Below are 25,132 nucleotides of genomic sequence, written 5' to 3'. Positions count from 1 at the left end.
AGCCAGCAGACGGGGAGGAAAGAAACGATGCGACTGCCGTGGACGCTGCACGGACAAGGACGGGCGGTGGCCGCCGACGCGATCGTCCGGCCGGAGGAACGGCTGACCTGGCCGCGCACGATCGGCATCGGCGCCCAGCACGTGGTGGCCATGTTCGGCGCGACGTTCCTGGTCCCGGTGCTGACGGGTTTCCCGCCGAGCACGACACTGTTGTTCTCCGGCATCGGCACGCTGCTGTTCCTGATCATCACCCGGAACAAGCTGCCCAGCTACCTCGGCTCCTCGTTCGCCCTGATCGCGCCGATCACCGCCGCCACCGCCAGCCACGGCCAGTCCTCGGCGCTGCTCGGCGTGGTCGCCGTCGGCCTGCTGTTGTTGATCATCGGTGTGATCGTCCAGCTGGCCGGCACCCGCTGGCTCGACGCCCTGATGCCGCCGGTGGTGGCCGGGGCGATCGTCGCGCTGATCGGCTTCAATCTGGCGCCGGCGGCGAAGAACAACTTCGAGGCGGCGCCGGTCACCGCGTTGATCACCCTGCTGGCGGTGATCATCACCGCCGTGCTGTTCCGCGGGATGCTCGGCCGGTTGTCGATCTTCGTCGGCGTGATCGTCGGCTACCTGGTCGCGGTGGTCCGCGGTGAGGTCGACTTCTCAGCCGTCGCGGCGGCGCCGTGGGTCGGGCTGCCGCACCTGCAGGCGCCGGCCAACCCGTTCGCCGCACCCGGTGTCTGGCTGGTCGTCCCGGCCTTCCTGCCGGTCGTGCTGGCCCTGGTCGCGGAGAACGTCGGGCACGTCCGCGGCGTCGCCCAGCTGACCGATCCGAGTGTCAACAAGCTGACCGGCCGGGCCCTGATCGCGGACGGCCTGGCAACCATGGTCGCCGGCTCCGGCGGCGGCTCGGGGACGACGACGTACGGCGAGAACATCGGCGTGATGGCGGCCACCCGCGTCTACTCGACCGCCGCCTACTGGGTGGCCGGCCTGGTCGCGATCGCGCTCGGCCTGTCACCCAAGCTCGGCGCGGTGATCAACACCGTGCCGGCCGGCGTGCTCGGCGGCGTCACCACCGCCCTGTACGGCTTGATCGGCATCATCGGCGTGAAGATCTGGCTGGACAACAAGGTCGACTTCAGCAAGCCGGCCAACCAGTTCACGGCGGCCGTCGCGTTGATCATCGGCGTCGGTGACTTCACCTTGTCCGGCGGCAACCTCAGCGTCGCCGGCATCGCCCTGGGCAGCATCGCGGCCATCGTCGTCTACCACCTGATGACCTTGATCACCCGGCTCAGGGGAGCGGCAGCAGAGCCCACTCCCTGATCTCCTCGACGGTCGCCACCGGCTCGGGGCGGTCGAAGTACGGGTCGGCCGCGAGCACCGCGTCCAGCTCGGCCCGGTCGGCGAGCTCGTACACCAGCTGTGCACCCTGCTGATCGCTGAACGGGCCGGCCAGCCGGAGCCGGCCGTCGGCGGCGAGGGAGGCGAGGTACTCACGGTGCTTCGGCCGCACCTCCAGCCGGGCGGCTTCGTCACGATCGAACACGAGTCGTACGGCGAAGGTCGTCATGGCGGACAGGTTACTGGGACGACCCGCGCGGCGGACTGTCAGTCCGCTCGGTCAGGATGGCCGGCATGACCACTGAACCACCGAAGCTCGGCCTCGCGTTCGTCCCGACCCTGCCGCCGGAGCGCTTCCGCCCGCTGGCCGCCGCGGCCGAGGACGCGGGGCTGGACGAGCTCTGGATGTGGGAGGACTGCTTCAAGGAGAGCGGCGTGGCCGGCTCCGCGATCGCCCTCGGCGCCACCGAGCGGATCACCGTCGCGCTCGGCCTGATGCCGGCCCCGCTGCGCAACGTCGCCCTCACGGCGATGGAGATCGCCACGCTGGACCGGGCCTTCCCCGGGCGCTTCCTGCCCGGCGTCGGGCACGGCGTGCAGTCGTGGATGGGCCAGGTCGGCGGCCGGGTCGCCTCGCCACTGACCCTGCTCCGGGAGTACGCCCTCGCGCTGCGGGCCCTGCTCGACGGCGAGGAGGTCAGCACCGACGGGCGGTACGTGAAGCTGGACCAGGTCAAGCTCGACTGGCCGCCGCAGCGCCGGGTCCCACTGCTGCTGGGCGGCACCGGCCCCAGGTCGCTGGCCCTGTGCGGTGAGCTGGGCGACGGCACCATGCTCGCCTCTCCCCTGTCGGTCGCCGAGGTGGGCGAGGCGGCACGGGTGATCAAGGAAGCGGCTCCGACGGATGACCATCCCGTCGTCGCGTCGCTGATCGTGACCACCGGCGCCGGCGCCCAGGACCGGCTCGACGCGGAGATGCCCCGCTGGCACCGCGAACCGAGCCCCGAGCTGGGCGTGGCCGGCGACGCGCTGGCGATCGCGGACGGAGTCCGGCAGCTGGCTGCGGTCGGTTGCACGTCGGTGGTGTTCCAGCCGACCGAGGACGAGCCGGACCTGGACGGCCTGGTCCGCTTCCTCGGCCAGGAGGTCAAGCCGCTGCTCTGACCGTTCAGAGCCCGAGCCGGTCCAGATAGTCCAGCAGCGCCCGGGTGGCCACGCCTGCCGCCCGGGACGCCTGCTCGACCTTGGCACGCCGCTCCTCCAGGGCCTCGATCGCCTTCATCCCCGGGGATTGGTCAAGATCACGGACGACCACGGCGATGGCGTCGAAGCCGTACCGGATGTCACGGAGCAGCTTGATCAACTGGAGCTGTTGCAGCAGCCGGTAGTCGTAGCGGCGCCGGCCGGCGACCCGCTGCGCCCTGATCACGCCGCGGGACTCCCAGTAGCGCGCCGCCGAGGTCGTCGTCCCCACCGCCGCGGCGGCCTCGCCGATCCCGACCGTCCGCCCGCGGTAGACCCGGAGGCCGGCCAGTGCCGTGATCCGCCCGCGGGTGCGCCGCAGCGCGTCCAGCGCCTGGGCGACCTGTTCCCGCTGGGCGTGCAGGGACGCGTGCCGCTCGTCGGCCACCGCGAGCGCGGTCGTCGCGTCGCCCCGGTGCGCCGCGGCCAGGGCATCGCAGGCGCGCTGCCAGCCGTACCCGGTGATCATGGTCCGCGCCGTCCGCAGCGCGACCAGGTGCTCGTCGCCGAAGCGGCGGTAACCGTGCGCCGTCCGGTGGGCCGGCGGCAGGAAGCCCAGCCGTTCGTAGTTCCTGATCTGGGACGGCCCGAGCCCGACCGCCCGGCCCAGGTCCACCGGCCGGTAACGTGCTGCGGCTTCTTCGACCACGGATGCAAGGTTAGGCCGGCCCGCAGACAGCAGCCAGCGGGTGAGCCCGCGAAAGCTTGCAGCTGAGTCGAGGAATCTACCTTGACGCCATGACGCCCCAAGCTGACGACGCGGTCGTCGTCGACGAGTTGACCCGGACCTATCGGGTGCCGATCCGGGCCGGCGGGCTGCGGGCCGCCCTCGCCTCGGTGGTGCGGCGCGAGTTCCGTACCGTCGAGGCGGTCACCAGGCTGTCCTTCCGGATCCAGGCCGGCCAGGTGGTCGGGCTGATCGGACCGAACGGCGCCGGCAAGACGACCACCATGAAACTGCTGGCCGGGGTGCTGCAGCCCACCAGCGGCAGCGCCACCGTGCTCGGCTTCCGGCCCGGCCGCCGCGAGCGTGCGTTTCTGGCCTCGATCGCGCTGCTCCGCGGCAGCCAGCCGATCGGCGGCGCGACCGAGCTGACCGTGCAGGACCAGTTCCAGTTCCGCCGGCTGCTGTACGAGATCCCGCGGCCCGACTACGCGGCTCACCTGGCCGAGCTGGAGGAACTGCTCGGACTGGGCGACCTGCTGCACCGGCAGGTCCGGGCGCTCAGCCTCGGCCAGCGGATGCGGGCCGGCCTCGCCCTGGCCCTGCTGCACCGGCCGCGGGTGCTGTTCCTGGACGAGCCGACGATCGGGCTGGATGCGTCCGCGGCGTTGGCGTTCCGCAATTTCGTGGCGCGGTACGCGGCGGCCACCGGGGCCGCGGTGATCTTGACCAGCCACTACCTGGCCGAGGTCGAGGCGCTGTGTTCCCGGATCATCCTGATCGACCGCGGTCGGCTCCGGTTCGACGGCGCGCTGGCGACCCTGGCCCGGGAACTGGCGTCCTGGAAGGAGATCCGGCTCACCCACGATCTGGACCGTCCGGTGTCCTGGCAGCAGTACGGCGACGTGATCAGCGATCAGGACCGTACGGTCTCGCTGCGGGTCGACCGGGACCGGGCCCCGGAGGTGGCGGCCCGGCTGCTGGCCGAGGTGCGGCCGACCGACGTGTCGGTCGTCGACCCGCCGCTCGAGGTCGTCCTGGACCGCTTCTACCGCGAGGACCATCGATCATGAGAATGATCAGGCAGCTGCTCGTCGCGGCCTGGGAGAGCTCGGTTCAGCAGTGGAGCTGGCGCTCGTTCCTGATCACGCTGGTGATCAACCAGGCGATCGGGCCGCTGATCGGGCTGCTGCTCTGGACGGCGGTGATGCCGGACTCGTCGGCGGTCCGCGGCTATTTCTTCGCCGTGCTCGCGGTGCAACTGCTCACGGTCAGCTACGAAGATCACACGCTGAGCAACAGCATCTTCGACGGCACCATCGTCGACGGGTTGCTGCGGCCGCGGCCGGTGATCATCAGTACCGGCGGTGCGAACCTCGGGCTCCGGTTCTGGCACGGGATCTTCGGGCTTCCGGTGCTGCTGCTGGTCGCGATCACCGCCGGCCTGCCATTGCGGCCCGGCGACGTGCTGCTCGCCGTACCGGCCTTGATCTTCGCCGGAATCCTCCGCTTCCTGTTCACGATCATGCTGGCGATGACGGCGTTCTGGACCGACCGGGCGTCCGCGCTGGTGTCCTTCGGTGACGCCGGAATCGCCCTGCTCGGCGGCATCGCCGCGCCGCTCTTCCTGCTGCCGGGACCGATCGCCGAGGCCGGTCGCTGGCTGCCGTTCTGGTCGATGCTCGGGCTGCCCGGCGAGATCGCGGCCGGTGTGCTGACCGGCCCGCAGCTGGTGGCGGGCTACGTCGTTCAGGCCGGCTGGCTGCTGGTCCTGATCATGATGACGGCCCTGGTCTGGCGCCGCGGGCTGCGCGTCTTCACTGCCGTCGGCGCCTGAACGGAGTTCCTGATCATGCGACTGGTCCGGCTCTACGCCCTACTCTTCTCCCTCTCCCTGCGCCGCCAGGTGGCTTACCGTGCCGACCTGGGGTTCGAACTGGTCCGCACGCTGGTCGCGCTGACCGCCTCGCTCGGCGCGCTGCTGGCCGTGTTCACCAGGACGGATCAGCTCGGCGGGTTCACCGTCACCGAGGCGGTCACGCTGCTCGGCACGTTCCAGTTGATCTCCGGGCTCCGGCAAGCACTGGTCGAGCCCAACCTGCGCTTCTACGGCGGTCAGGTCGCGGGCGGCCGGTTCGATGCCGTGCTGACCCAGCCGGCGCCGTCGATCTTCCTGGCCAGCCTCGGCGGCGCGGCACCGATCGCCCTGGCCCAGGCGATGCTCGGCCTGGTCGTCGTCGTGATCACCGCCGGCGCCGGTCCGACGCCGCCGGGTCCGGTCGCGGTCGTCGGCTGGCTGGTCCTGGTGGCAGCCGCGACGGTGATCATGTGGGCCACCCGATGCCTGATCGCGGCCTCGGTCTTCTGGGCGCTCGGGTTCAGCCTCGACGTCGCGTACGACGCCCTCTGGCAGCTCGGCGGCTACCCCACCAGCATGCTCAACCCGCCGCTGCGGCTGCTCACGACGGTCCTCCCGGTCGCCTTCCTGGCCACTGCCCCGGCCGGCGTCCTGGTCGGGACCTGGTCGCCGGCCTGGGTCGGCGCCGGTGCCGCCGTCGCCGCGATCAGCGCGGCCCTCGCCGTGATCGTGTGGAACCGCGGCGTCCGCAACTACGGCAGTGCGACCAGCTGAGGCGGCAGGGGTTGACCGTCCCGCGACCGCGCGGGTACCTTGATCACATCCCCTTCTTTCAGATTCAAAATTAAGGCCTGAAGAAGGGCCCTGCGGTAACCCCAACGAAGAGGTTGGTACGCGCCATGAGAACACGATCATCCCGTCCCCGGCTCCGGACCGTCCTGCTCGCCCTGCTCGGGCTGTCCTTGATCACCACCACCCTGATCGGCCGGCTCCCGGCCGCGTACGCGGCCTCCGCGTACTACGTCTCGCCGACCGGCAACGACAGCAATTCCGGCCTCTCGCCGACGCAGGCGTGGAAGACGATCACCAAGGTCAACGGTGCCGTCTTCTCCGCCGGCAGCAGCGTGGCCTTCCAGGGCGGCGCGACGTTCACCGGCTGCCTGGCCTTCAATCCCACGAACGTGCCGAACTCGTCGGCGACGGCACCGTTCCGCGTCACCTCGTACGGCAGCGGTCAGGCGACGATCACCTCGAACTGCACCGGCACCTACTCGGCCGCCGTGTCCGCCGATCACGTCAACGGGTTCACCGTGGACAACCTCAAGATCGTCAACGGCGGGTCCACGGCCGCCGGCGTGCTGCTGCAGAACCAGCAGGCGACCACGCCGACCCGCGGCCTGACCATCCAGAACTCCAAGATCACCGGCTTCTTCCAGACCGGCACCGAGAGCGTCTTCGGCGGCCAGATCGCGATCCTCGGGTATGCGGTGAACGGCAACAGCGGACCGCTCGCCGGGATCAAGATCATCGACAACCACCTGTACGGCGCCAGCAAGACGTCCAAGGCCGGCGCCGGCATCTACGGCTGGGGTTCCGGGACCAACATCACCGACGTGCTGGTCGAGCGCAACATCGTCGACAACCTCGGCATGGCAGCGAGGACGACCGGTGGCGCGATCACCGCCAACGGCTGGGACGGCGCCGTGATCCAGCACAACCGGGTGCACGACATCGGCGCCAACGTCACCTCGTGCGGCGGCACCAGCGGCATCCTCGCGTACACCTCCAAGAACGTCCAGGTGCGCTTCAACGAGGTGTACGCCGTCGAGCCGGTCCCGAGCCTTCCCGCGGGTTCCTGTGACTGGGACGGGATCGACCTCGACGGCGGCGTGTCCAACTCGGTCGTCGAATACAACTACACCCACGACAACGCCGGCAGCGGGCTGCTCGCGTACGTCGACACCCCGGGCGGGATGGCGTGGGGACCGAACACGTTCCGCTACAACATCTCCCAGAACGACGACCGCCTGAAGGCACAGGGTGGCCTGATGAACGTCGTACCGAAGGCGCCGCCGAACGCGCTGTCGATCTACGGCAACACCTTCTACACCAATGTCGCGCAGACCACGAAGTCGACCGCGAGTGCCTGCTTCTTCTTCGGGTACGCCAGCGGCACCTGGGCGGCCGGTTCGCAGATCAGGACCAACATCTGCGCACTGGAGAACCGTGATCAGTACGGGCGCGCCGGCGAGTTCTCCTACAACCCGAACGGGCACACCGGGATGGCGCTCTCGAACAACCTCTACTGGTCGACCCGGACGGCGACCTGGCGCTGGGGCGGGACGACCTACCCGGACTTCGCGGCCTGGCAGGCCAGCGGCAAGGAGACGAACGCGAAGTGGGGCAATCCGCTGTTCGCCTCCCCCGGCAACGGCGGCAACTGCGTCCCGACGCCGCTGCCGACCGGACCGCAACCCTGCCCCGCCGCCTACCGGCTGCAGTCCGGCTCCCCCGCCCTGGGCGCCGGTGTGCCGATCACCGGCAGCGGCGGCAAGGACTACTACCAGGACCCGCTGGCCAACCCGCCGCACATCGGCGCCGACGGCGGCTAGGAGCGCGGCGAGTTGATCATGAAATCGGCACCCGGGCGTGGTTCCACCGTGCGCGACCTGCGCCGGCAGAACCGGGCCCGGGTGCTGCGCAGCATCGCGCTGGCCGGCGAGACCCAGCGGGCCGCGATCGCGGCCGACTGCGGCCTCTCCACCGCGACGATCACCAACGTGGTCACCGACCTGATCGGGGACGGGCTGGTCCGGGAGACCGGCTCCGTCCCGTCCAACGGCGGCCGGCCGATCGCCCGGCTCTCGGTCCGGCCCGAGGGTGCGTACCTGATCGGCGCGGACATCGGCGAGACCGGCGTGATCGTCGAACTGTTCGACCTGTCACTGACCGCGGTCGCCCAGGTCCGGACCGACCTGCCGAGCAGCACCGCCACGGCCGCCGAGGTCGGCGCGGCACTGACCGACGCGGTGCAGTCGATCCTGGCCGACCGGCCCGAGGTCACCGGCCGGCTGATCGGGATGGGCCTCGGCGTGCCCGGCCTGGTCGAGCAGGTCGACGGCCGGGCCGTCCTGCACGCCCAGAGCGTGGGCTGGCAGCCGGTCGACCTGGCCGAGCTGTGCCCGATCGACAACCTGACCGTGGAGGCCGAGAACGGTGCGACGACGCTGACCATGGCCGAGCGGTGGTTCGGCGCGGCGCGCGGCAGCGACGACTGTGTCGTGGTGCTGATCGGACGCGGCATCGGCGCCGGGATCATCACCGACGGACGGCTGCTGCGCGGCACCGCCGGCAGCGCCGGCGAGCTCGGCCATACCAAGATCACGGTCGGCGGACCGGAGTGCCGGTGCGGCGGCCATGGCTGCCTCGAGGCGTACGTCGGCAGCGGCGGGCTGGTGACGCGCTGGCGCCGGGCGACCCGGCGTACCGCCGCCCGGAGCACCGTGCGGCACCTGTTCAGCGAGGCCGAGGCGGGCAGCCGGAGCGCAGGACGGGTGCTGGACGCCGCGGTGGAGCAGCTCGGCGTCGGCCTGGCCAATCTGGTCAACCTGGTCAACCCGGAGCGGATCGTGGTCGGCGGGCCGACCGGGAGCCTGCTGTTCGCCGCCCGCGGACCGCAGCTGGCCGAGGAGGTCCGCCGGAACGCCCTGCGCCGCCCCGGCGACCAGTGCACCCTGGCCCCGGCCGCGATGGGGGTCGACGCCGTCGCCCTGGGCGCTGCCCTGCTGCCCCTGGAGCGGTTGATCGAGGGGGCCGCGCCTCCACCGGCGGTGCTCGCATGACCTCAGTCGGTTTTGTCCACGCGCAGGCCGGCCGGCTCGTCGACGGGGCCGGAGAGCCCTTGTCCTGGCAGGGAATCGGGCTGGGCAACTGGCTGCTCGCCGAGGGCTACATGTGGCTGCTGTGGGGCGGCCCGCAGTCCGCCCGTGGCATCGAGGCCATGATCGAGTCGCTGGTCGGGCCGGACCGGGCCACGGAGTTCTGGCACGACTTCCGGGACGTCTTCGTGGCCGAGGCCGATGTCGCCGCGATCGCCGCCGCCGGGTTCGATCATGTCCGGCTGCCGATCAACTCCCGGGTCCTCGTCGATGATCACGGGACCCGGATCGAGTCCGGTTGGGCCTTGATCGACCGGCTGGTCGCATGGTGCCGGCGGTACCGGCTCTGGGTTGTGCTCGACCTGCACGGCGCACCGGGCGGGCAGACCGGCACCGAGATCGACGATTCCCCGAACGGCCGGCCGGAGCTGTTCACCGAGCAGCGCTACCGCGACCTCACCGTACGGCTCTGGACCATGATCGCCGAGCGGTACGCCGACGAGCCGGTGATCGCCGGCTACGACCTGCTCAACGAACCGCTGCCCGGCGACGACCAGCACCGGTTCGCCGCCGAACTGGTCGAGCTCTACCGCGACCTGACGGCGGCCATCCGGGCCGTCGACCGGAACCACCTGATCATCTACGAGGGCAGCAACTGGGCCACCAACGTCGATGCGTTCACCGAGGTCTGGGATCCCAACTCCATGATCGCGTTCCACAAGTACTGGTCGCCGCCGGATCGGCCGAGCATCGCGAACTTCCTCGCGGTACGGGAGCGGCTGGGCCTGCCGCTCTATCTCGGCGAGTCCGGCGAGAACACCCTGGAGTGGCTGCAGACCACGTTCCAGCTGGCCTCCGATCATGACATCGGCTGGAACTTCTGGCCCTGGAAGAAGCTCGACACCGAAACCTCGCCCTGCTCCGTGGTGCCGCCGGCCGGCTGGGCCGCGATCACCGGCTGGGTGTCCGGCAAGGCTCCGCAGCCGGACCCCGACACCGCCTGGGCGACGCTGACCGAGCTGCTGGACCGGCTGCGCTACGACCGGTGTGATCACCGCACCGAGGTGATCAACGCCGTGCTGCGCCGGGTCCCGCTGCGGCTGCCGGCGACCGGGTTCAGCTTCCGCAACGGCTCGAGCACCGCGCGCCCGGTTCCGCTGCCGTCCTTCCGATCCGACGAGTCGATCACCGTCCGGGGCGAGCCCGACTTCTCGTACCGGCGTGGCACGGTGGCACCCGAGTTGGTCGTCGTCCTGGACGCCGGCGACTGGGTCGAGTACGAGGTCAACCTGGCAGAGCCGGCCCGGGTCGCGGTGGACGTCGACGGCGACGAATCGCTCGCGCTGGCCCTGGACGGCGCGCCGCTGGTGCGGTCCGGCTCCGGTGGCCGAACGACTACGGCCGCGGCCGCCGGGCGGCACCGGCTGCGACTCACCGCGACCGGCGACGCGACCCGCGTGACGGGACTGACCGTGACCGGTGATCATCGACCCGATTGCCCCGGCCCGACCGCGGCCAAGGCAGACTAGGCGGGTGGCGTCGAACACGATCCCTGAGCCTGAAGGGCAAGGCACCGTCCGGCTTGGCACTTCGACAAGCTCGGTGCGCGATCGGCACCACCTGCTGACCGAACTGGAAGCGCTGGTGCCCGGGGGCGTCAAGGCCCGGGCCACCGACCGGCTGGCGTACGCCCACGACGCCTCGCACTACCTGCTGACGCCCGAGGCCGTCGTGGTGCCCAAGGACGCCGGCCAGTTGGCCGCGCTACTCCGGGCCAGCGCCGCGACCGGCCGGGCGCTCACCTTCCGATCCGGCGGGACCAGCCTGTCCGGGCAGGCGTCCACGGACGCGGTGCTGGTCGACACCCGGCGCAACTTCCGCCGGATCGACGTGCTCGACGACGGGCTGCGGGTCCGGGTGCAGCCGGGCGCGACGGTGCGCCAGGTGAACACCCGGCTGGCCCGGTACGGCCGCAAGCTCGGCCCCGATCCGGCCAGCGAGTCGGCCTGCACGATCGGCGGCGTGGTGGCCAACAACTCCTCCGGGATGTCCTGCGGGATCACCGCGAACACGTACCGGACGCTGGAGTCGGCGGTGCTGATCCTGCCCAGTGGCACCGTGCTCGACACGGCCGCACCGGACGCCGACGAGAAGCTTCGGCTGACCGAGCCGGAGCTCTACCTGGGTCTGGACAAGCTGCGCGACCGGGTCCGGGACAACCCGACCTCGGTCAAGATCATCACCGAGCAGTATTCGATCAAGAACACGATGGGGTACGGGTTGAACTCGTTCCTCGACCATGATCGCCCGGTGGACCTGCTGCTGCACCTTGTGATCGGCAGCGAGGGCACGCTGGCGTTCGTCGCCGAGGCCACCTTCCGGACCGTGCCGGCCCATCCGGCGGTCGGCACCGGGTTGTTGATCTTCGACCGGCTGGCCGACGCGACCCGGGCGCTGCCGGTCCTGGTGGACACCGAACCGGTCAGCATCGAACTGCTGGACGCCACCTCGCTGCGCGTCGCGCAGCGGGACCCGCAGGCCACCGCCGACCTGCTCGGGCTGGCCGTCCATGATCACGCCGCACTGCTGATCGAGTACGCCGAACCGGATGTCGAGGCGCTCCGGGCCCGGACCGAGCTCGGGCTGGCCACGATGGCCGAACTCCCGATCACCGGTTCGGCCGAGCTGAGCTCCGATCCCGGTCGCCGCGGCGATCTCTGGCACATCCGCAAGGGCCTCTACGCGACGATCGCCGGCAACCGGGCGCCCGGTACGACCGCGCTGCTGGAGGACATCGCGGTACCGGTGCCGTCGTTGTTGGCCACCTGCGAGGAGCTGACCGGCCTGTTCCAGCGGCACGGCTACGACGACAGCGTGATCTTCGGCCATGCCCGCGACGGCAACCTGCACTTCATGCTCAGCGAACGGCTCGGCGACCGCGGTCAGCTGCGCCGCTACGAGGACTTCACCGAGGACCTGGTCGATCTGGTGCTGGCCCAGCACGGGACGCTGAAGGCCGAGCACGGCACCGGCCGGATCATGGCACCGTACGTCCGGCGCCAGTTCGGCGACGAGCTCTACCAGGTCATGATCGAGATCAAGCGGCTCTGCGACCCGAAGACGATCTTGAACCCGGGGATCCTGATCAACGACGATCCGCACGCCCACCTGGACCACCTGAAGACGGCGCCGGAGGTTGAGCCCGAGGTCGACCGCTGTGTCGAGTGCGGCTACTGCGAACCGGTCTGCCCGAGCCGCGATCTCACCCTGACCCCGCGGCAGCGGATCGTGCTGCGCCGGGAACTGGCCCGCGCCGAGCAGGAAGGTGATCATGAACTGGCCGCCGAACTGCGCGCCGAGTACGACTACGACGGCCTGGACACCTGCGCCGCCGACGGCATGTGCGGCACCGCCTGCCCGGTGCTGATCGACACGGGTCAGCTGGTCAAGCGGCTGCGTGCCGAACAGGCGCCGGCCGCCGGCCGGACCGGCTGGGGCGCGGCCAGCCGCGGCTGGGACGCCGGGTCGCGGGTCGGCAGCCTCGCCCTGTCGGTCGCCAAGCGTGCCCCGGCGGCCGCGGTGACCCGGGTCAACCAGCTCGGCCGGGCCCTGCTCGGTCCCGAGACCGTGCCGCTCTGGCAGCCCGACCTGCCCGGCGGCGGCCGGGTCCGGCGGCCGCACCCGACCCGGGAGCCGGAGGCGATCTACCTGCCCGCCTGCATCCAGACGATGTTCGGGCCGGAACAGGACTTCGCCGGCGAGAAGGGCATCGGCGTGTCCGAGGCGCTGCTCAACCTGTGCGGCCGGGCCGAGGTCGAGATCGTCGTCCCGGACGGCATCGGCGGCGTCTGCTGTGGCACGCCGTGGAAGTCGAAGGGGTTCCTGTCGGGCTGGGAGGCGATGCGGAAGCGGGTCCGACCGATCGTCGCCGGCGCCTCCGGCACCGCCCGGCTGCCGGTGATCAGCGACGCGTCCTCCTGCTCGGAGGGCTTCCGGACCCTGCTCGACGGCACCGACGCGGTGATCATGGACGCGGTCGACTTCGTCGCCGAGCGCGTGCTGCCGAAGCTGACGATCAACCGCCGGCTCGGCTCGCTGGCCCTGCACCCGACCTGCTCCTCCACCCAGCACGGCGGCAACCCGGCCATGATCATCATCGGGCAGGCGATCGCCGACGAGGTCGTGGTACCGGACGACTGGGCCTGCTGCGGGTTCGCCGGCGACCGCGGCCTGCTGCACCCGGAGCTGACCGCGTCGGCGACGAAGGCCGAGGCGGCCGAGATCGGCGGCCGCCACTTCGACGCGTACGCCTCGGTCAACCGGACCTGCGAGCTCGGGCTCAGCCGGGCCACCGGGCGTCCGTACCGGCATCTGCTGGAGCTGCTCGACGAGGCCACCCGGCCCTGAATTCGGTGGCGGCCGGCTCGCCGGACCTGGTGGGATGCCGAGCGTGGACCTGCAACGCGACTTCGGCCTGACCGTCTCCTCGCTGGAACCGCATCCCGGCGGGTTCGCCAGCGACTGCTGGGTGGCCGACCGGCGCTGGTTCGTGAAGGTGTGGCCGGCCGGCGAACAGCCGGTCGGGCTGCAGCAGTTGAGCGACCTGCGCGCGCTCGGGCTGCCGGTGGTGGAGCCTCTGCGCACCCTGCGGGGCGAGTTGTCCACCCTGACCGGCGACCGGGTCTACGCCGTTTTCCCTTATCGGGAAGGGCGTACGGCGACCTGGGACGACTGGGCCGTGGCCGGCCGGGCGCTCCGCGCGGTGCACCGGGCGCCGGTCCGGGTCAGCCTGCCGCCGGCGGACACGACGGAGCCGGCGATCGACGAGTTGGCGCGGCACCTGGATCACCCGTGGATCGCCGACCGTGCGGCCGAGGTGGCGACGGCGATCGGCCGCCTCGATCAGGTCCGGGCCCGGATCGAGGGCCGGCCGGTCCGCCAGGTCATCTGCCACACCGATTTCCACGGGCTGAACCTGCTGATCGGCAACGACGGCGAGGTGGCGGCGATCCTGGACTGGGACTTCGCCGTGATCGGGCCGCGGGAGTTCGACCTGTGGGTCGCGGCCGACGGCGGTGACCGGCTGGTCGAGTTCCTGGACGCGTACGGGGCCGACGACCTCGACCCGGATCACCTGGAGTTCGCCCTGCTCGCCCGCGGTCTGCGCGACCTGTCGGCCCGGGTCCTGAACGAGACCGATCGCCCCGGCGTCGAGACCTGGGGCTTCGACCGGATCCGGCGGGTGGACCGGGACCTCGAGGTGTTCCGGGCCTACTGCCGGCCTTAGGGAAGTGCGGGGCTGGGTGGAACTGCTCCGGATCGGGAATGGGCGCCGGGCGGAGGCGTTGACGCCCTACATGGAGTCCGACGACGTCTGGGCCCGGCTGCACCCGCTGCTGCGCGGGCGCTGGAGCCCGCTCACCTTCGACCCGGCCCACGAGATCACGGAGGCGGACGTCGAGCTGCTGCTCGAGGCGGCGCGTTGGGCGCCGTCGGCCGGCAACTCCCAGCCCTGGGCCTTCCTCACCGCCCGCCGCGGTGACGCCGCCCACCGGAGGCTGCTCGGTCGGCTGGCGCAGAGCTCCGCGCGGTGGGCGCCCGCGGCGAGCCTGCTGGTGGTCAACCTCAGCCAGCGCTGGGTGCCGGACACCGATTGGCCCTACTCGGACTTCGCGCTGTACGACCTCGGCCAGGCGGTCGCCCATATGACCATCCAGGCGCAGGCCATGGGGCTCGCGGCCCGCCAGTTCCGCGCCTTCGACGCCGACGGCATCGGCGCCGAGTTCGAGGTTCCGCGGCACTGGGAGGTCACCACGATGACCGCCTTCGGCCGCATCCCGGCCGGCGTCGAGCCCCAGGCCGCGCTCGTCCCGGACCAGGTCGGCCGACCCCGCACCCGCCGGAGGGACCTGACCCGACCGACCTAGCGTCACCAGACGTGCCCTGAGCCTGTCGAAGGGCCGAGGGCGGCAACCTTGCCCTTCGACAAGCTCAGGGAGCGGTGTTCGTCAGCCGCGCCACGAAATCCAGCAGCGGCTCGGCGGTGTGCTCCGGGTCCTCGAGTTGCGGCGTGTGGCCGAGGCCGGGCAGCAGGTCGAGGCGGGCACCGGGAACGATCGTGTAGTCGTCGGCCGACGCGGGCAGCCAGCGCCGGTCGTCGGCGCCGAAGATCACCTGCAGCGGCAGCCCGAGTCGGGCCAGCCGGTCCGGCAGCGGCTCCGCGCCGAGGTAGGCCTCGGCGGCCTGCAGGATCGCCGCGAAGGAGCGGAACGTCATCCCGCGCAGATCGTCCACCAGCTCCTGCGGCGGGCGGAAGCCGGGCTTGCTGAACGCCGACTCCATCGCCTGCCGGAGTTGATCATCGGTCAGCGAGTCCCACTGTGCCGGGTCGATCGCCATCGGCGGCGCGGTGTAGGCGTCCAGCCGCGGACCGCTGTTGATCAGGATCAGGCCGCGGACCAGTTCGGGACGTTGCTCGGCGAGTGCGGTGGCGACCGAGCCTCCGGTCGAGTGCCCGACCACGACCGTGCGGGAGACGCCCAGGCGGTCCAGCACCCGGCCGGACCGCCGGCCATGATCGACGATCTCGTACGGAGCTTCGTCGGGTTTGGCCGACCGGCCGTGCCCGAGCAGATCGATCATGATCACCCGGAAGGCCGGGGTGAGCAGCGGCGCCAGCCGGTCGTAGACGTGCAGCGAGGAGGCGGTGCCGTGCAGGAGCAGCAGGACGGGCGCGTCGCGCGGGCCGTCGTCGATCACGTACAGCTCGCCGTCGGGGTCGTTGATGATCATGGTCCGATGATCATCGCCGGTCGGCCCGCGGTCTTGGACGAATGTTCCCCGTCGCTGGCTGGCTGGCTGGTGTCGAACACGTTCCCGGAGCCTGTCGAAGGGCAAGGCCCGGTCCGGTGGCACTTCGACAAGCTCGGTGCGCGTTCGACACCATCCTCCTAGGCGTACTCCTCACCGGCCCAGGCGATGCCGTCGATCGACAGCCACGGCGCCGTCGCGACCGCCGCCGGGGTCAGCCCGGCGAACGCCGCTGCGTCCCGGTGCAGATGCGACTGATCCGCATACCCGCACTCGGCCGCCACCCGGGCGATGTCCTGCCCTGCCGCCAGCCGCCGAGCCGCGCCGTCGAACCGGACCAGCCGGGCGGCCCGCTTCGGAGTCGCCCCGGTCTGGGCCCGGAACCGGCTCCACAACCGCTTCCGGCTCCAGCCGACCTCACCGGCCAGGTCGTCGATCCGGACCTGCCCGCGCCGCCGCAGCATCCGGTCCCAGACCGCCGCCACCTCCGGTTCGACCCGCGTCGGCCGCCGCTCGAGCCGCCGGTGCAGAGCCGCGGTCAGCAGCGCGAACCGATCGGGCCAGCCGGCTGCCGTACCCAGGCGGTCCAGCAGTTCGCTCGCACCCCGGCCCCAGACCTCGGCGAAGCCCGCCACCGAGGCGCCGAGGTCGGCGATGCCGAGGGCGGCCTGCGCCACCGGCGGCGACAGCCGGACCTGCAGGCACTCGACGGCCTGGGCGGTGGCCCGGATCCGGCCCGGCGCGAGGCCGGCGACCAGGCTGCCGGACCGGGATCCACCGCCCGCCTCGGCGATCCGGAGCCGGTCGCCGAGGTCGAGGAACAACGTGACCGCCGGGTACGGCACCAGCTCGACGTCGCGGGCCCGGCCGACGAACCCGGCCATGCCGACCCCGGGGATCCGAGCGGCCGCCGGTGCGGGGACCACGATCTCGCCCACCATGACCGGCGAGTCCGTCCGGGTCGGGTTCATGCCACGAGCGTAGGCCTCCGTGCCGCGGCCAGAACCCGTTCCAGGTGTTCCACGGTGAGCGGACTGCCGAGCAGGCCGGGCAGCTCACGCGCCGCGTGGTCGCGGGCCTTGGCATCGGACCCGCCGAGCGCGATGTTGACCCGGCTCTCGACCCAGGTCAGCCAGCCGGTCACCTTGCCGCTGAACATGCCGAGCTCGAGGTACGGCTCCGCGGCCGCCGTCTCCCGGTAGCCCCGGACCAGGGCCCCGACGGCCGCCTCGGACACCGCCCCGGTCGGGTCGATCCCCCAGTCGCCGAGGAAGGAGCCGAACTCCCAGCTCGGCGGGATCGCGCAGGCGTGGTCCCAGCCGGAGAGCACCAGCTCGCCCCCGGCGCGGCGCTGAAACGTCCCCGGTCCCGGACTGCCATGACTGAGGATGGGCTCCTCGGCCGGGTCCCGGTCGTCGACCACGGTCGAGGCCAGGGCGAGCAGACCGGGCAGCGCCCGTTCGAAGGCCTCGGTCCACGGCGAGCCGGCCGCCCGGGACCGTTCCAGCTGCTGCCGCAGCAGGTCCTCGCCGGCGCGACAGCTGAGCCAGGGGTGCACCGGGCCTGGTGCGGGCAGCCGCAGCGCGTGCAGGGTGCCGACGATCCGGCCGAGCTGGACCGCCGTCTCGGCGGTGACCGGGATCGCGACCTCGGTGCCGGCGGTGAACTCCCGGTGCACCCGCCAGCGCCGGCCGTCGAGTTCGGCGAGTGGCCGGCCGGCCCGGTGCCGGACCGGCTCGGCGGTCGGCACTCCGGCGGCGACGGCGGCCTCGACGAGCCGGAACTCGACCTCGAGGTTGTCGGCCGGGGTGTACTCCAGGTACTCGGTCACCCGCCACCGGCCCCGGTCGGTGACCAGGGCCCAGACCTGACCCGCCCAGCTGAAGGTCAGCGCCTCCATCGGGGCGGTCGGCCGGCCCAGGTCGAACGCCTCGGCCAGTTCGGCGGTCAGCTTCGGGTCCGCGAGCTTCACGTCGGCGCGGCGGCGGTCCACCTCGGCCTTCAGCTCGGGCCAGTCGCGGTAGCCGTACTGGTTCGCGAGCAGGGTCTGCGCACCGCTCAGGGTGAGGTCCGGCTGATGCTCGCGGAGCCCGGCGAACAACTCCTTGGCTTGTTGCCGAAGGTGGTCCAGGCTCGGGCGGTCGGGCAGGGTCTTCACGTCATTCCTCGTCTCTCACCCGGACTCGCACGGGCGATCCACGAGTCGACGCACAACCACGCGACCATGATCAAGAAACGGGTGGCTTCCAGCCTTCCGGCGAGTCTCGGCGCGTCCCGAAGCGCTGAACCCGTTGTATCACAACGATCCGGGCGACACCAGAGGTCAGGCGTCCGTGGACCGGCCGGCCCGCAGCGTCGCCCGGACCAGGGCCGCGGCCAGGCGCGGCAACTCGTCCGGCGCGACCAGGGCGGCCAGCCGGTCGGCCGTCCGGGGCAGCCCGAGCCGTTCCGCCCCGTCGGCCGTCCGGTCGTCGACGAACGGTGCGAGGTCAGGCCAGACGCCCTGCACCTCACGGGCGAAGATCGACGCGCCGGCCGGCCCGATGCCGGGGAACTGCTGCAACCGGTCCAGCAGGTCCGCGGTCCCGGCCGCCTCGTCGCGGAGCCGCCGCAGATCACCCCGGTAACGATCCAGCAGCAGGGTCGCGCCGTCGCCGAGCATGGTCGCGGTCCGCTCGTCGTACCTCCGGTAGTGGCCACGGCCGAGTGCGTCGACGCGCTGCTGCCAGGTCGCGGCCGCCATCCGTTCCGGCGTACGGAAGCCGGCCGCCGACAACTCCCGGGCCGCGGCCACCGCGATCCCCGCATCGATCCGGGCCGACAGCAGCAGTGCCAGGACGAGCAGCCGATACAGCGGCGACGGCTTGTCCCGGAGCGTGATGCCGGCCTCCTCGGCGTAGGTCCGGCCGTGCTCGGCGAGCAACTGCCGGACCGTTGCGTCGTGTGACTCCGCCATGCTGGTACCCCCTTCGGCTCCCCGGCCCCATACCCAGCCGCCCCGCCGTTCGAACCGTCCACGGTCGACCTGTCATGATGGTGCGGCAGGAATAGTGAGCGTTCACGAAAGGTCAGCGTCGAGCCATGGTCATCCCCGTTCCTTCGTACGTCACCGACTACCGGCCCGGCTCCGGACCGCGCCGAGCCCCACGCTCCTGGCTGCACTCCGACGCGCCGCGGCTCAGCCTGAACGGCGACTGGAAGTTCCGGCTCTCACCGACCGCGCGCGTCGACGACGCGGCCGCGGCGCCGGACTTCGACGATCAGGACTGGGACATCCTGCCGGTGCCGTCGCACTGGGTGCTGCACGGCGACGGGGCATACGGCCGGCCGGCGTACACCAACGTCCAGTACCCGTTCCCGATCGACCCGCCGCACGTCCCGGACGAGAACCCGACCGGTGATCATCGGCGCACCTTCACGCTGCCGGACTGGGAGGTCGAGACGATCGTGCTCCGGTTCGACGGCGTCGAGTCGATCTTCAAGGTCTGGTTGAACGGGACCGAGGTCGGCGTCGGCAAGGGCAGCCGACTGGCCACCGAGTTCGACGTCACCGACCTGGTCCGGCCGGGCCAGAACGTGATCATGGTCCGGGTGCACCAGTGGTCCTCGATGTCGTACCTGGAAGATCAGGACCAGTGGTGGCTGCCCGGCATCTTCCGGGACGTGACGCTGCTCGGCCGACCCCGCGGCGGGATCGAGGACGTCTGGCTGCGGACCGCTTATGATCATGAGACCGGCGTCGGCACGGTGACGCCGGAGCTGGTCGCCCACTCGACCGCCTTCCCTGTCACCGTTGAGATCCCTGAGCTCGGAATCGGCCAGATCTACCGCTCGGCCGAGGACCTGGCGCCGATCGTGCTGCCGCAGGTGGAGCCGTGGAGCGCCGAGCGGCCGCGCCGCTACGCCGCGACCGTGCGCGCCACGGCCGAGCAGGTGGAGCTGCAGATCGGCTTCCGTTCGGTACGGATCGACGGCGAGCGCCTGCTCGTGAACGGCCGCCAGGTGATCTTCCACGGCGTGAACCGGCACGAGACCCATCCGGAGCGCGGCCGGGTCTTCGACGAGGACCATGCGCGGGCGGACATGATCACCATGAAGCGGCACAACGTGAACGCGATCCGGACCAGCCACTACCCGCCGCACCCGCGGGTGCTCGAGCTGGCCGACGAGCTCGGCTTCTGGGTGATCGACGAGTGCGACCTGGAGACGCACGGCTTCGGTTATCTCGGCTGGCAAGGGAATCCGAGCGACGACCCGGCTTGGCGGGAGGCCTATCTGGACCGGGTGGCGCGGACCGTCGAACGGGACAAGAACCGGCCGTCGGTGATCATCTGGTCGCTCGGCAACGAGTCCGGCTCCGGGGCCAACCTGGCCGCGATGGCCCAGTGGATCCGATCCCGCGACCCGGAACGCCCGGTGCACTACGAGGGCGACTACACGGGCAGCTACACCGACGTCTACTCACGGATGTATCCCAGCCTGGTCGAGATGGCGTCGATCCTGTCCGACACGGGCGAGATCATGGGCTGCGGCCCGGCCGAGGCGCAGCGGGTCCGTCGGCTGCCGTACCTGCTCTGCGAGTACGTGCACGCGATGGGCAACGGACCGGGCGCGATCGCCGACTACGAAGCGTTCCTGGACGTGTCGCCGCGCTACCACGGCGGCTTCGTCTGGGAGTGGCGTGATCATGGTCTGCTGACCCGGGCCGAGGACGGCACGCCGTACTACGGTTACGGCGGCGACTTCGGCGAGGTCGTCCACGACGGCAACTTCGTGATGGACGGGCTGGTGCTGCCCAACGACCGGCCGAGCCCGGGCCTGGCCGAGTTCGCCGCGGTGAGCCAGCCGCTGCGGTTCCGGCGGGACGGCGCGACCTTGATCATCACCAGCCGCTACCACTCGGCCGATCTGGCCGGCCTGCGGGTGCGCGCGGTGCAGGAGACCGACGGCGAGACGGCAGTCGACATCGAGCTGACGGTGCCCGAGCTGGTCCCGGGCGGCGAGGTCGCCGTCGAGCTCCCGGAGAAGTTGATCACCGCCGACGACGGCGGTGAGGTCTGGCTGAGCGTGCTCGCCGAGCTGGCCGAGGCCACGCCGTGGGCCGACGCCGGGCACGTCGTCGCGCGCGCTCAGTGGCCGCTGTCCGAGCCGGCCACCCCGATGCCGGTGCCGGTCCGGGCGACCGAGTCCGTACCGGCGACGGAGACGGTCGAGCTCGGCCCGGCCGTCTTCGACGCGACCTCCGGGGCGTTGACCTCGCTGCACGGGGTGCCGGTGGCCGGGCCGCGGCTGGAACTGTTCCGCGGGCCGACCGACAACGACCGGAGCAGCAGCCGCGGCTCGTACGAACTCGGCGCCCCGGAGGAGACCCGCGGCGAGGGCACGAAGGGCCCGTCGTCCGCCCAACGGTGGCGCCAGCGCGGCCTCGACCGGCTGGTGCACCGGGTGCTGGCGGTGACCGCGAGCGACACCGGGCTGACGACGCGGGTCCGGGTCAGCGCCGCGAACAGCGGCCGGTTCGTCGACGTCGACTACCTCTGGACGCTGGCGGCCGGCGAGCTGTCGCTGCGGGTCGACCTCACTCCCTCCCAGGGCTGGGACAGCACCTGGCCGCGGGTCGGCGTCCGGTTCGATCTGCCGGCCGACTGCGAGCACGCCGACTGGTTCGGCACCGGACCGCTGGAGTCCTACCCGGACAGCAGGATCGCGGCCCGGGTCGGCCGGTTCAGCGGCTCGGTGGACGAGCTCAACGTGGTCTACTCACGGCCGCAGGAGACCGGACACCGCGCCGAGCTGCGCGACCTGGCGATCGGGACCGGCGATGCGGTCCGGCTCCGGGTGGCGACGCGACCGGACCAGGCCGGGCACCGGCCCGGCTTCACCCTGACCCGGCACACCCCGCAGGACCTGGATCGCGCCGAGCACCCGTACCAACTGCCGACCAACGACGCGATCTATCTGTATGTCGACAATGCGGTGCACGGCCTCGGCTCGCGCTCCTGCGGCATCGACGTCCTGCCCCAGCACGCCCTCTGGCCCGGCGCGCACACCTTCACGCTCACCTTCCCCACCCCCTGACCCACCCCCTGCTCGGCGGGCTGCCGGTTTTTCACGTTGCGTGAAAAACCGGCGCTTTACCAGGGAAGCTTCTCTGGTAAAGCGCCAAGAAATGTGGTGAGGTCAGGCGACCTTCTGCCTGGTGACGTCGATGTACCGGAGCAGGGCGCGGCGGGACGTGCGGAGGGCGTCGATGCGGTCGTCCAGACCCTGGAGTCGTTCCTGCAGGAGGTCGATCAGTTCCGGGCACGGCTCCAGGTCGGGCCCGGTGCCGGTCGCGCACGGGAGCAGGAAGGCGATCTCCTCGGTGGACAGGCCGGCAGCGAGCAGTTGCCGGACCTGCCGCACGGTGGTGACCGCCTCCTCGTCGTACTCGCGATAGCCGTTGCCCCCGCGCACCGGCTCGAGCAGGCCCTGGGCCTCGTAGTACCGCAACTGATGGGTCCGGACACCCGTCCGCCGACTCAATTCACCGATCCGCATGACTCTCCCTTGACCTTCACACCGTTCTCAAGGTTGAGGATACGGGTCATGATCAACACCACCACCCCGGTTTCCGTCATCGGCCTCGGCCTGATGGGCCACGCCCTGGCCGAGACCCTGCTGAACGCAGGCCACCCCACCACCGTCAGGAACCGCACCGCGAGCAAGGCCGACCGGTTGGTCGCTGCCGGCGCCACTCTGGCCCCTTCGGCCGCGGCCGCCGTCAAGGCGAGCCCGCTGGTGATCATCTGCGTCGCCGACCCCACTGCGGTACGGGACGTCCTGGATCAACTGGACGGTTCGCTCGACGGCACGGTCCTGATCAACCTGACCTCGGGCCCGTCGTCGGCCGCGACCGAGATCGCCGACCGGGCCGAACGGCTCGGAGCGGAGTTCCTGGACGGCGCGATCCTGGCGTCGCCGGAGATGATCGGCACCGCCGAGACGACGATCATCTACAGCGGCCCGCGGGCCGGCTTCGACCGGCATGCCGAGACCCTCGGCGCGCTCGGCACCGCCACCCACGTCGGCGAAGATCACCGGCAGGCGGCGCTGCTGGAGATGGCCGGACTGGGCCTGATGTGGGGTGCCCTGAACGGCTACCTGCACGGCGCCGCCCTGATCGGCGCGGCCGGACTCGAGGCTGCGACCTTCGCCCCGCTGGCCGCGACCGCCCTGCGCGCCGTGGCCGACTGGCTGCCCGGGTACGCGAAGCAGATCGACGACGGCGAGTACCCGCCGCTGGACGGGACCCTGGACATCCACCTGGCCGCGATGAACCACCTGCTCAACGAGAGCGAGACCCTCGGGCTCAACCTGGAACTGCCCCGCTACGTCAAGGCGGTCGCCGATCGGGGTGCGGCGGACGGGAAGGGCCCGCTGGGTTACGCCACCCTGGTCGAGCAGTTCAGGAAGCCGGCCTAGATCGGGGACACCGCGCCGGGCAGCAACGGCTCATGGCTTCAGTGCGTGGATCCGTGCCAGCGTCCCCTGGCCCGAAGCGGAGGACTCGATGCCGACCACGCCGACCAGGTTCTTGTTGTCGTCGATCACCTGGTTCAGCATCGCCACGTGCATATCACGGGTGTAGTAGCCGGTTTCGGCTTGGACCAGGCAGCGGCGCCAGTTGTTCTGCGACATCAACCGGCCGGCGTTGGTGACCCACATCAGGTACATGGTGCCCGTGATGTGCTGGTGCTCCGCCGGACACCGGTCATACACCTCGCCAGGGCTCTGCAGCAACAGCAAGCCCTTCGGGTACGTCGAGCTGCCGTTCATCCCGCCGACGTCGAGGTCCCAGGGGTTGCCGTACTCCGCCTGGCCGTTGACGATCACGTCGTAGAAGCCCCGATACACGTCCGGGACGGAATCGACCATGCCCATCGTCTTGTAGTAGCTGAACGGCTGCTTCGAGCCGAAGCCGATGCCGCCGTTCGGATCGCTGCCGTTGTAGGCGCCCGAGACCATGATCATCTGACCCAGGGTTCCACCGCGTAGCTGACTGAGATCCCAGGCCTCGGTGTTGCCGCCGTCCCAGGTGATCGCCAGCCGGCCATTGTTGTCGGTGCCGTCGAAGGTGTACGAACCGTTCCAGGTCTGCGTGACCGAGGCGGTCGCGGTGAAGATCGGACAGCGGGCGACACCGTTGCACGGACCGGCCGACCCGATCTCGGTCTTCACTCCGTCCACGGTCGTGTCGTACTGGGCGAAGCTGCCGGCGACCCGGCCGGTCGTGGCGGTGCTCGGCGTCATCGTGTAGTTCACGTTGCGCACCCACGGGCTGGGGTCGGCGATCCGGCCGAGGTTGGCCGACCAGGCGAGCCGGGTGAGCCCGACGTCGGCGCGTGCCGGCGCGGTCGCCCCGGCGAGGAGGACGAAGATCAACATCAGGAAGGCCGATCCGGACGCGGTGAGACGGACGGCGACTCGGCGGGGAACTCGTGGACTGGGGCAAGGCTTCATGGCTGCTCCGCATCAAGGGACCCGAGACTTGCCGAGATCGTAAGCCGGGACTCACACCACTACAAGACCTACGGACACCCAAAACTCTAATATCAGCGTGGCCGTAATGTCCGAAACTGCGGCCCGGCCCGGTCAGCGTCGGCGGCGCGGCGAGCCGGCCAGGTGTTCGATCCCGGCCAGCAGCAGGGACAGGCCGAATGCGTCGTAGGCGGCCGGGTCGTCGCAGCGGCTGAGCGGCCCGGCCGCCTCGACGATCCGCGGGAAGCGGTCCTCGGGCAGCGATGCGAGGCGGACCCGGAGCCGTCGCTGGTCCTCGGCCGAGATGGTGCCGGCGCGGGACCGGCCGGGCTCGGAGCGGACCAGGCCGAGCACCGTCGTCAGTGCGTGGCTGGACACGTTGGCCGCCTGCTCCGGGGTCAGGCCCGCCTGCCGGAGCACCTCCAGGGCGCTCTCCTGGACCGCGAGCTGGTGCTCGCCGAAGCCCGTCGAACCGGCCAGCAGCTCGGGGGCGGCAGGGTGTCGCCGGAGGACGGCGAGGACCGCCCGGAGCAGTCGCTCGAACCGGGTTCGCCAGCCGCCCCGACCAAGATCACGATCGACCTCGGCGAAGATCCGGTCCGCGACCGCGTCGAGCAGCTCCTCCTTGGTCTTGAAGTGCCAGTAGAGCGCCATCGGCGTCACGTCCAACTCGCGAGCCAGCCGCCGCATGCCGACTGCCCGCGCGCCCTCGGCGTCGGCGACCCGCAGCGCATGGTCGACGATCAGGTCCGGGGTCAGCCGGGACTGGGGCTGGGTGCTCACCACCCGGCCAGCCTACGCCCCTCCTTGGTTCCTATACGGTGT

The 25,132-nt window shown here is 71.3% G+C and carries 22 protein-coding genes; 13 read left to right on the top strand and 9 right to left on the bottom strand.

Translation table 11 applies throughout. The features are described from left to right. Positions 1-27 precede the first annotated feature (27 nt). Complete coding sequence (locus tag AC6CCG_RS01165; protein ID WP_496652609.1) at positions 28-1,317, top strand: uracil-xanthine permease family protein; 1,290 nt, start codon at positions 28-30, stop codon at positions 1,315-1,317. Here AC6CCG_RS01165 and AC6CCG_RS01160 read toward each other — a convergent pair. Beyond that, the gene (locus AC6CCG_RS01160) at positions 1,286-1,564 is read right to left on the bottom strand and encodes a YciI family protein (RefSeq protein WP_496652608.1); all 279 of its coding nucleotides are present in this window, start codon (positions 1,562-1,564) and stop codon (positions 1,286-1,288) included. The two genes, AC6CCG_RS01165 and AC6CCG_RS01160, sit on opposite strands and share 32 nt — an antisense overlap. A gap of 65 nt (positions 1,565-1,629) precedes the next feature. Here AC6CCG_RS01160 and AC6CCG_RS01155 point away from each other — a divergent pair, with 65 nt between their 5' ends. Further along, a complete protein-coding gene (locus tag AC6CCG_RS01155; protein ID WP_496652607.1) occupies positions 1,630-2,499 on the top strand; it encodes an LLM class flavin-dependent oxidoreductase in 870 nt (289 codons plus the stop codon). A 4-nt stretch (positions 2,500-2,503) separates the two neighbouring features. On the opposite strand, the gene AC6CCG_RS01150 is transcribed toward AC6CCG_RS01155, so the two are convergent. Then, positions 2,504-3,226, bottom strand: a complete 723-nt coding sequence (locus AC6CCG_RS01150) for a MerR family transcriptional regulator (protein ID WP_496652606.1) — start codon at positions 3,224-3,226, stop codon at positions 2,504-2,506. A gap of 89 nt (positions 3,227-3,315) precedes the next feature. Between AC6CCG_RS01150 and AC6CCG_RS01145 the strand changes: the two genes are divergently transcribed. The 9 genes from AC6CCG_RS01145 to AC6CCG_RS01105 all read left to right on the top strand — a co-directional run bounded on the left by AC6CCG_RS01145 (position 3,316) and on the right by AC6CCG_RS01105 (position 14,904). Then, positions 3,316-4,314 (top strand): ABC transporter ATP-binding protein, encoded by a 999-nt coding sequence (locus AC6CCG_RS01145; protein WP_496652605.1) that lies wholly within the window; start codon positions 3,316-3,318, stop codon positions 4,312-4,314. Further along, a complete protein-coding gene (locus AC6CCG_RS01140; protein ID WP_496652604.1) occupies positions 4,311-5,078 on the top strand; it encodes an ABC-2 family transporter protein in 768 nt (255 codons plus the stop codon). Before AC6CCG_RS01145 ends, AC6CCG_RS01140 begins: the two co-directional genes overlap by 4 nt. Positions 5,079-5,093: 15 nt before the next feature. Beyond that, positions 5,094-5,873: an ABC transporter permease gene (locus AC6CCG_RS01135; RefSeq protein ID WP_496652603.1), complete on the top strand. Its 780-nt coding sequence runs from the start codon at positions 5,094-5,096 to the stop codon at positions 5,871-5,873. A gap of 125 nt (positions 5,874-5,998) precedes the next feature. After that, complete coding sequence (locus tag AC6CCG_RS01130) at positions 5,999-7,711, top strand: right-handed parallel beta-helix repeat-containing protein (protein ID WP_496652602.1); 1,713 nt, start codon at positions 5,999-6,001, stop codon at positions 7,709-7,711. 18 nt (positions 7,712-7,729) lie between these two features. Then, a complete protein-coding gene (locus AC6CCG_RS01125; RefSeq protein ID WP_496652601.1) occupies positions 7,730-8,941 on the top strand; it encodes an ROK family transcriptional regulator in 1,212 nt (403 codons plus the stop codon). Continuing rightward, positions 8,938-10,506, top strand: a complete 1,569-nt coding sequence (locus AC6CCG_RS01120) for a cellulase family glycosylhydrolase (protein ID WP_496652600.1) — start codon at positions 8,938-8,940, stop codon at positions 10,504-10,506. The genes AC6CCG_RS01125 and AC6CCG_RS01120 overlap by 4 nt, the downstream gene beginning before the upstream one ends. Positions 10,507-10,579: 73 nt before the next feature. After that, positions 10,580-13,384, top strand: a complete 2,805-nt coding sequence (locus tag AC6CCG_RS01115) for an FAD-binding and (Fe-S)-binding domain-containing protein (protein ID WP_496652599.1) — start codon at positions 10,580-10,582, stop codon at positions 13,382-13,384. 43 nt (positions 13,385-13,427) lie between these two features. Then, the gene (locus AC6CCG_RS01110) at positions 13,428-14,264 is read left to right on the top strand and encodes a phosphotransferase enzyme family protein (RefSeq protein ID WP_496652598.1); all 837 of its coding nucleotides are present in this window, start codon (positions 13,428-13,430) and stop codon (positions 14,262-14,264) included. A gap of 4 nt (positions 14,265-14,268) precedes the next feature. After that, entirely contained in the window at positions 14,269-14,904 is a 636-nt protein-coding gene (locus tag AC6CCG_RS01105) for a nitroreductase family protein (protein WP_496652597.1), read from the top strand. A 64-nt stretch (positions 14,905-14,968) separates the two neighbouring features. Here AC6CCG_RS01105 and AC6CCG_RS01100 read toward each other — a convergent pair whose 3' ends face one another. From AC6CCG_RS01100 to AC6CCG_RS01085, 4 genes are all read right to left on the bottom strand, one after another. Continuing rightward, positions 14,969-15,769, bottom strand: coding sequence for an alpha/beta fold hydrolase (locus AC6CCG_RS01100; RefSeq protein ID WP_496652596.1), 801 nt, complete (start codon positions 15,767-15,769; stop codon positions 14,969-14,971). Positions 15,770-15,927: 158 nt separating this feature from the next. Then, a complete protein-coding gene (locus AC6CCG_RS01095; RefSeq protein ID WP_496652595.1) occupies positions 15,928-16,758 on the bottom strand; it encodes a helix-turn-helix domain-containing protein in 831 nt (276 codons plus the stop codon). After that, positions 16,755-17,945 carry a phosphotransferase gene (locus AC6CCG_RS01090; RefSeq protein WP_496652594.1) on the bottom strand — a complete coding sequence of 397 codons (1,191 nt, stop codon included), beginning with the start codon at positions 17,943-17,945 and terminating at the stop codon, positions 16,755-16,757. The genes AC6CCG_RS01095 and AC6CCG_RS01090 overlap by 4 nt, the downstream gene beginning before the upstream one ends. A gap of 165 nt (positions 17,946-18,110) precedes the next feature. Further along, complete coding sequence (locus AC6CCG_RS01085; protein WP_496652592.1) at positions 18,111-18,743, bottom strand: HhH-GDP family DNA glycosylase; 633 nt, start codon at positions 18,741-18,743, stop codon at positions 18,111-18,113. Between the two features lie 125 nt (positions 18,744-18,868). On the opposite strand from AC6CCG_RS01085, the gene AC6CCG_RS01080 reads away from it, so the two are divergent. Next, positions 18,869-21,865 (top strand): glycoside hydrolase family 2 TIM barrel-domain containing protein, encoded by a 2,997-nt coding sequence (locus AC6CCG_RS01080; protein ID WP_496652591.1) that lies wholly within the window; start codon positions 18,869-18,871, stop codon positions 21,863-21,865. Between the two features lie 102 nt (positions 21,866-21,967). Here the strand turns inward: AC6CCG_RS01080 and AC6CCG_RS01075 are convergent, their stop codons facing one another. Then, positions 21,968-22,327 (bottom strand): MerR family transcriptional regulator, encoded by a 360-nt coding sequence (locus AC6CCG_RS01075; protein WP_496652590.1) that lies wholly within the window; start codon positions 22,325-22,327, stop codon positions 21,968-21,970. A 48-nt stretch (positions 22,328-22,375) separates the two neighbouring features. Here AC6CCG_RS01075 and AC6CCG_RS01070 point away from each other — a divergent pair, with 48 nt between their 5' ends. Further along, positions 22,376-23,251 carry an NAD(P)-dependent oxidoreductase gene (locus tag AC6CCG_RS01070; protein WP_496652589.1) on the top strand — a complete coding sequence of 292 codons (876 nt, stop codon included), beginning with the start codon at positions 22,376-22,378 and terminating at the stop codon, positions 23,249-23,251. A 30-nt stretch (positions 23,252-23,281) separates the two neighbouring features. Here the strand turns inward: AC6CCG_RS01070 and AC6CCG_RS01065 are convergent, their stop codons facing one another. Beyond that, the gene (locus AC6CCG_RS01065; RefSeq protein ID WP_496652588.1) at positions 23,282-24,214 is read right to left on the bottom strand and encodes a hypothetical protein; all 933 of its coding nucleotides are present in this window, start codon (positions 24,212-24,214) and stop codon (positions 23,282-23,284) included. 207 nt (positions 24,215-24,421) lie between these two features. Further along, positions 24,422-25,093 carry a TetR/AcrR family transcriptional regulator gene (locus AC6CCG_RS01060; protein WP_496652587.1) on the bottom strand — a complete coding sequence of 224 codons (672 nt, stop codon included), beginning with the start codon at positions 25,091-25,093 and terminating at the stop codon, positions 24,422-24,424. Positions 25,094-25,132 lie beyond the last annotated feature (39 nt).

The sequence above is a fragment of the Microlunatus sp. YIM B11417 genome (genome assembly GCF_059617205.1).
The sequence above is the reverse complement of the archived record's forward strand: the minus strand, read 5'-3'. Positions and strand labels throughout refer to the sequence as shown.

What these genes read in the sequence shown, in the direction of transcription:
- AC6CCG_RS01165 (WP_496652609.1), top strand. Translation starts at nt 28, where the DNA reads ATGCGACTGCCGTGGACGCTGCACGGACAAGGACGGGCGGTGGCCGCC.
- AC6CCG_RS01160 (WP_496652608.1), bottom strand. Translation starts at nt 1,564, where the DNA reads ATGACGACCTTCGCCGTACGACTCGTGTTCGATCGTGACGAAGCCGCC.
- AC6CCG_RS01155 (WP_496652607.1), top strand. Translation starts at nt 1,630, where the DNA reads ATGACCACTGAACCACCGAAGCTCGGCCTCGCGTTCGTCCCGACCCTG.
- AC6CCG_RS01145 (WP_496652605.1), top strand. Translation starts at nt 3,316, where the DNA reads ATGACGCCCCAAGCTGACGACGCGGTCGTCGTCGACGAGTTGACCCGG.
- AC6CCG_RS01140 (WP_496652604.1), top strand. Translation starts at nt 4,311, where the DNA reads ATGAGAATGATCAGGCAGCTGCTCGTCGCGGCCTGGGAGAGCTCGGTT.
- AC6CCG_RS01135 (WP_496652603.1), top strand. Translation starts at nt 5,094, where the DNA reads ATGCGACTGGTCCGGCTCTACGCCCTACTCTTCTCCCTCTCCCTGCGC.
- AC6CCG_RS01130 (WP_496652602.1), top strand. Translation starts at nt 5,999, where the DNA reads ATGAGAACACGATCATCCCGTCCCCGGCTCCGGACCGTCCTGCTCGCC.
- AC6CCG_RS01125 (WP_496652601.1), top strand. Translation starts at nt 7,730, where the DNA reads ATGAAATCGGCACCCGGGCGTGGTTCCACCGTGCGCGACCTGCGCCGG.
- AC6CCG_RS01120 (WP_496652600.1), top strand. Translation starts at nt 8,938, where the DNA reads ATGACCTCAGTCGGTTTTGTCCACGCGCAGGCCGGCCGGCTCGTCGAC.
- AC6CCG_RS01100 (WP_496652596.1), bottom strand. Translation starts at nt 15,769, where the DNA reads ATGATCATCAACGACCCCGACGGCGAGCTGTACGTGATCGACGACGGC.
- AC6CCG_RS01095 (WP_496652595.1), bottom strand. Translation starts at nt 16,758, where the DNA reads ATGAACCCGACCCGGACGGACTCGCCGGTCATGGTGGGCGAGATCGTG.
- AC6CCG_RS01085 (WP_496652592.1), bottom strand. Translation starts at nt 18,743, where the DNA reads ATGGCGGAGTCACACGACGCAACGGTCCGGCAGTTGCTCGCCGAGCAC.
- AC6CCG_RS01080 (WP_496652591.1), top strand. Translation starts at nt 18,869, where the DNA reads ATGGTCATCCCCGTTCCTTCGTACGTCACCGACTACCGGCCCGGCTCC.
- AC6CCG_RS01075 (WP_496652590.1), bottom strand. Translation starts at nt 22,327, where the DNA reads ATGCGGATCGGTGAATTGAGTCGGCGGACGGGTGTCCGGACCCATCAG.
- AC6CCG_RS01070 (WP_496652589.1), top strand. Translation starts at nt 22,376, where the DNA reads ATGATCAACACCACCACCCCGGTTTCCGTCATCGGCCTCGGCCTGATG.
- AC6CCG_RS01065 (WP_496652588.1), bottom strand. Translation starts at nt 24,214, where the DNA reads ATGTTGATCTTCGTCCTCCTCGCCGGGGCGACCGCGCCGGCACGCGCC.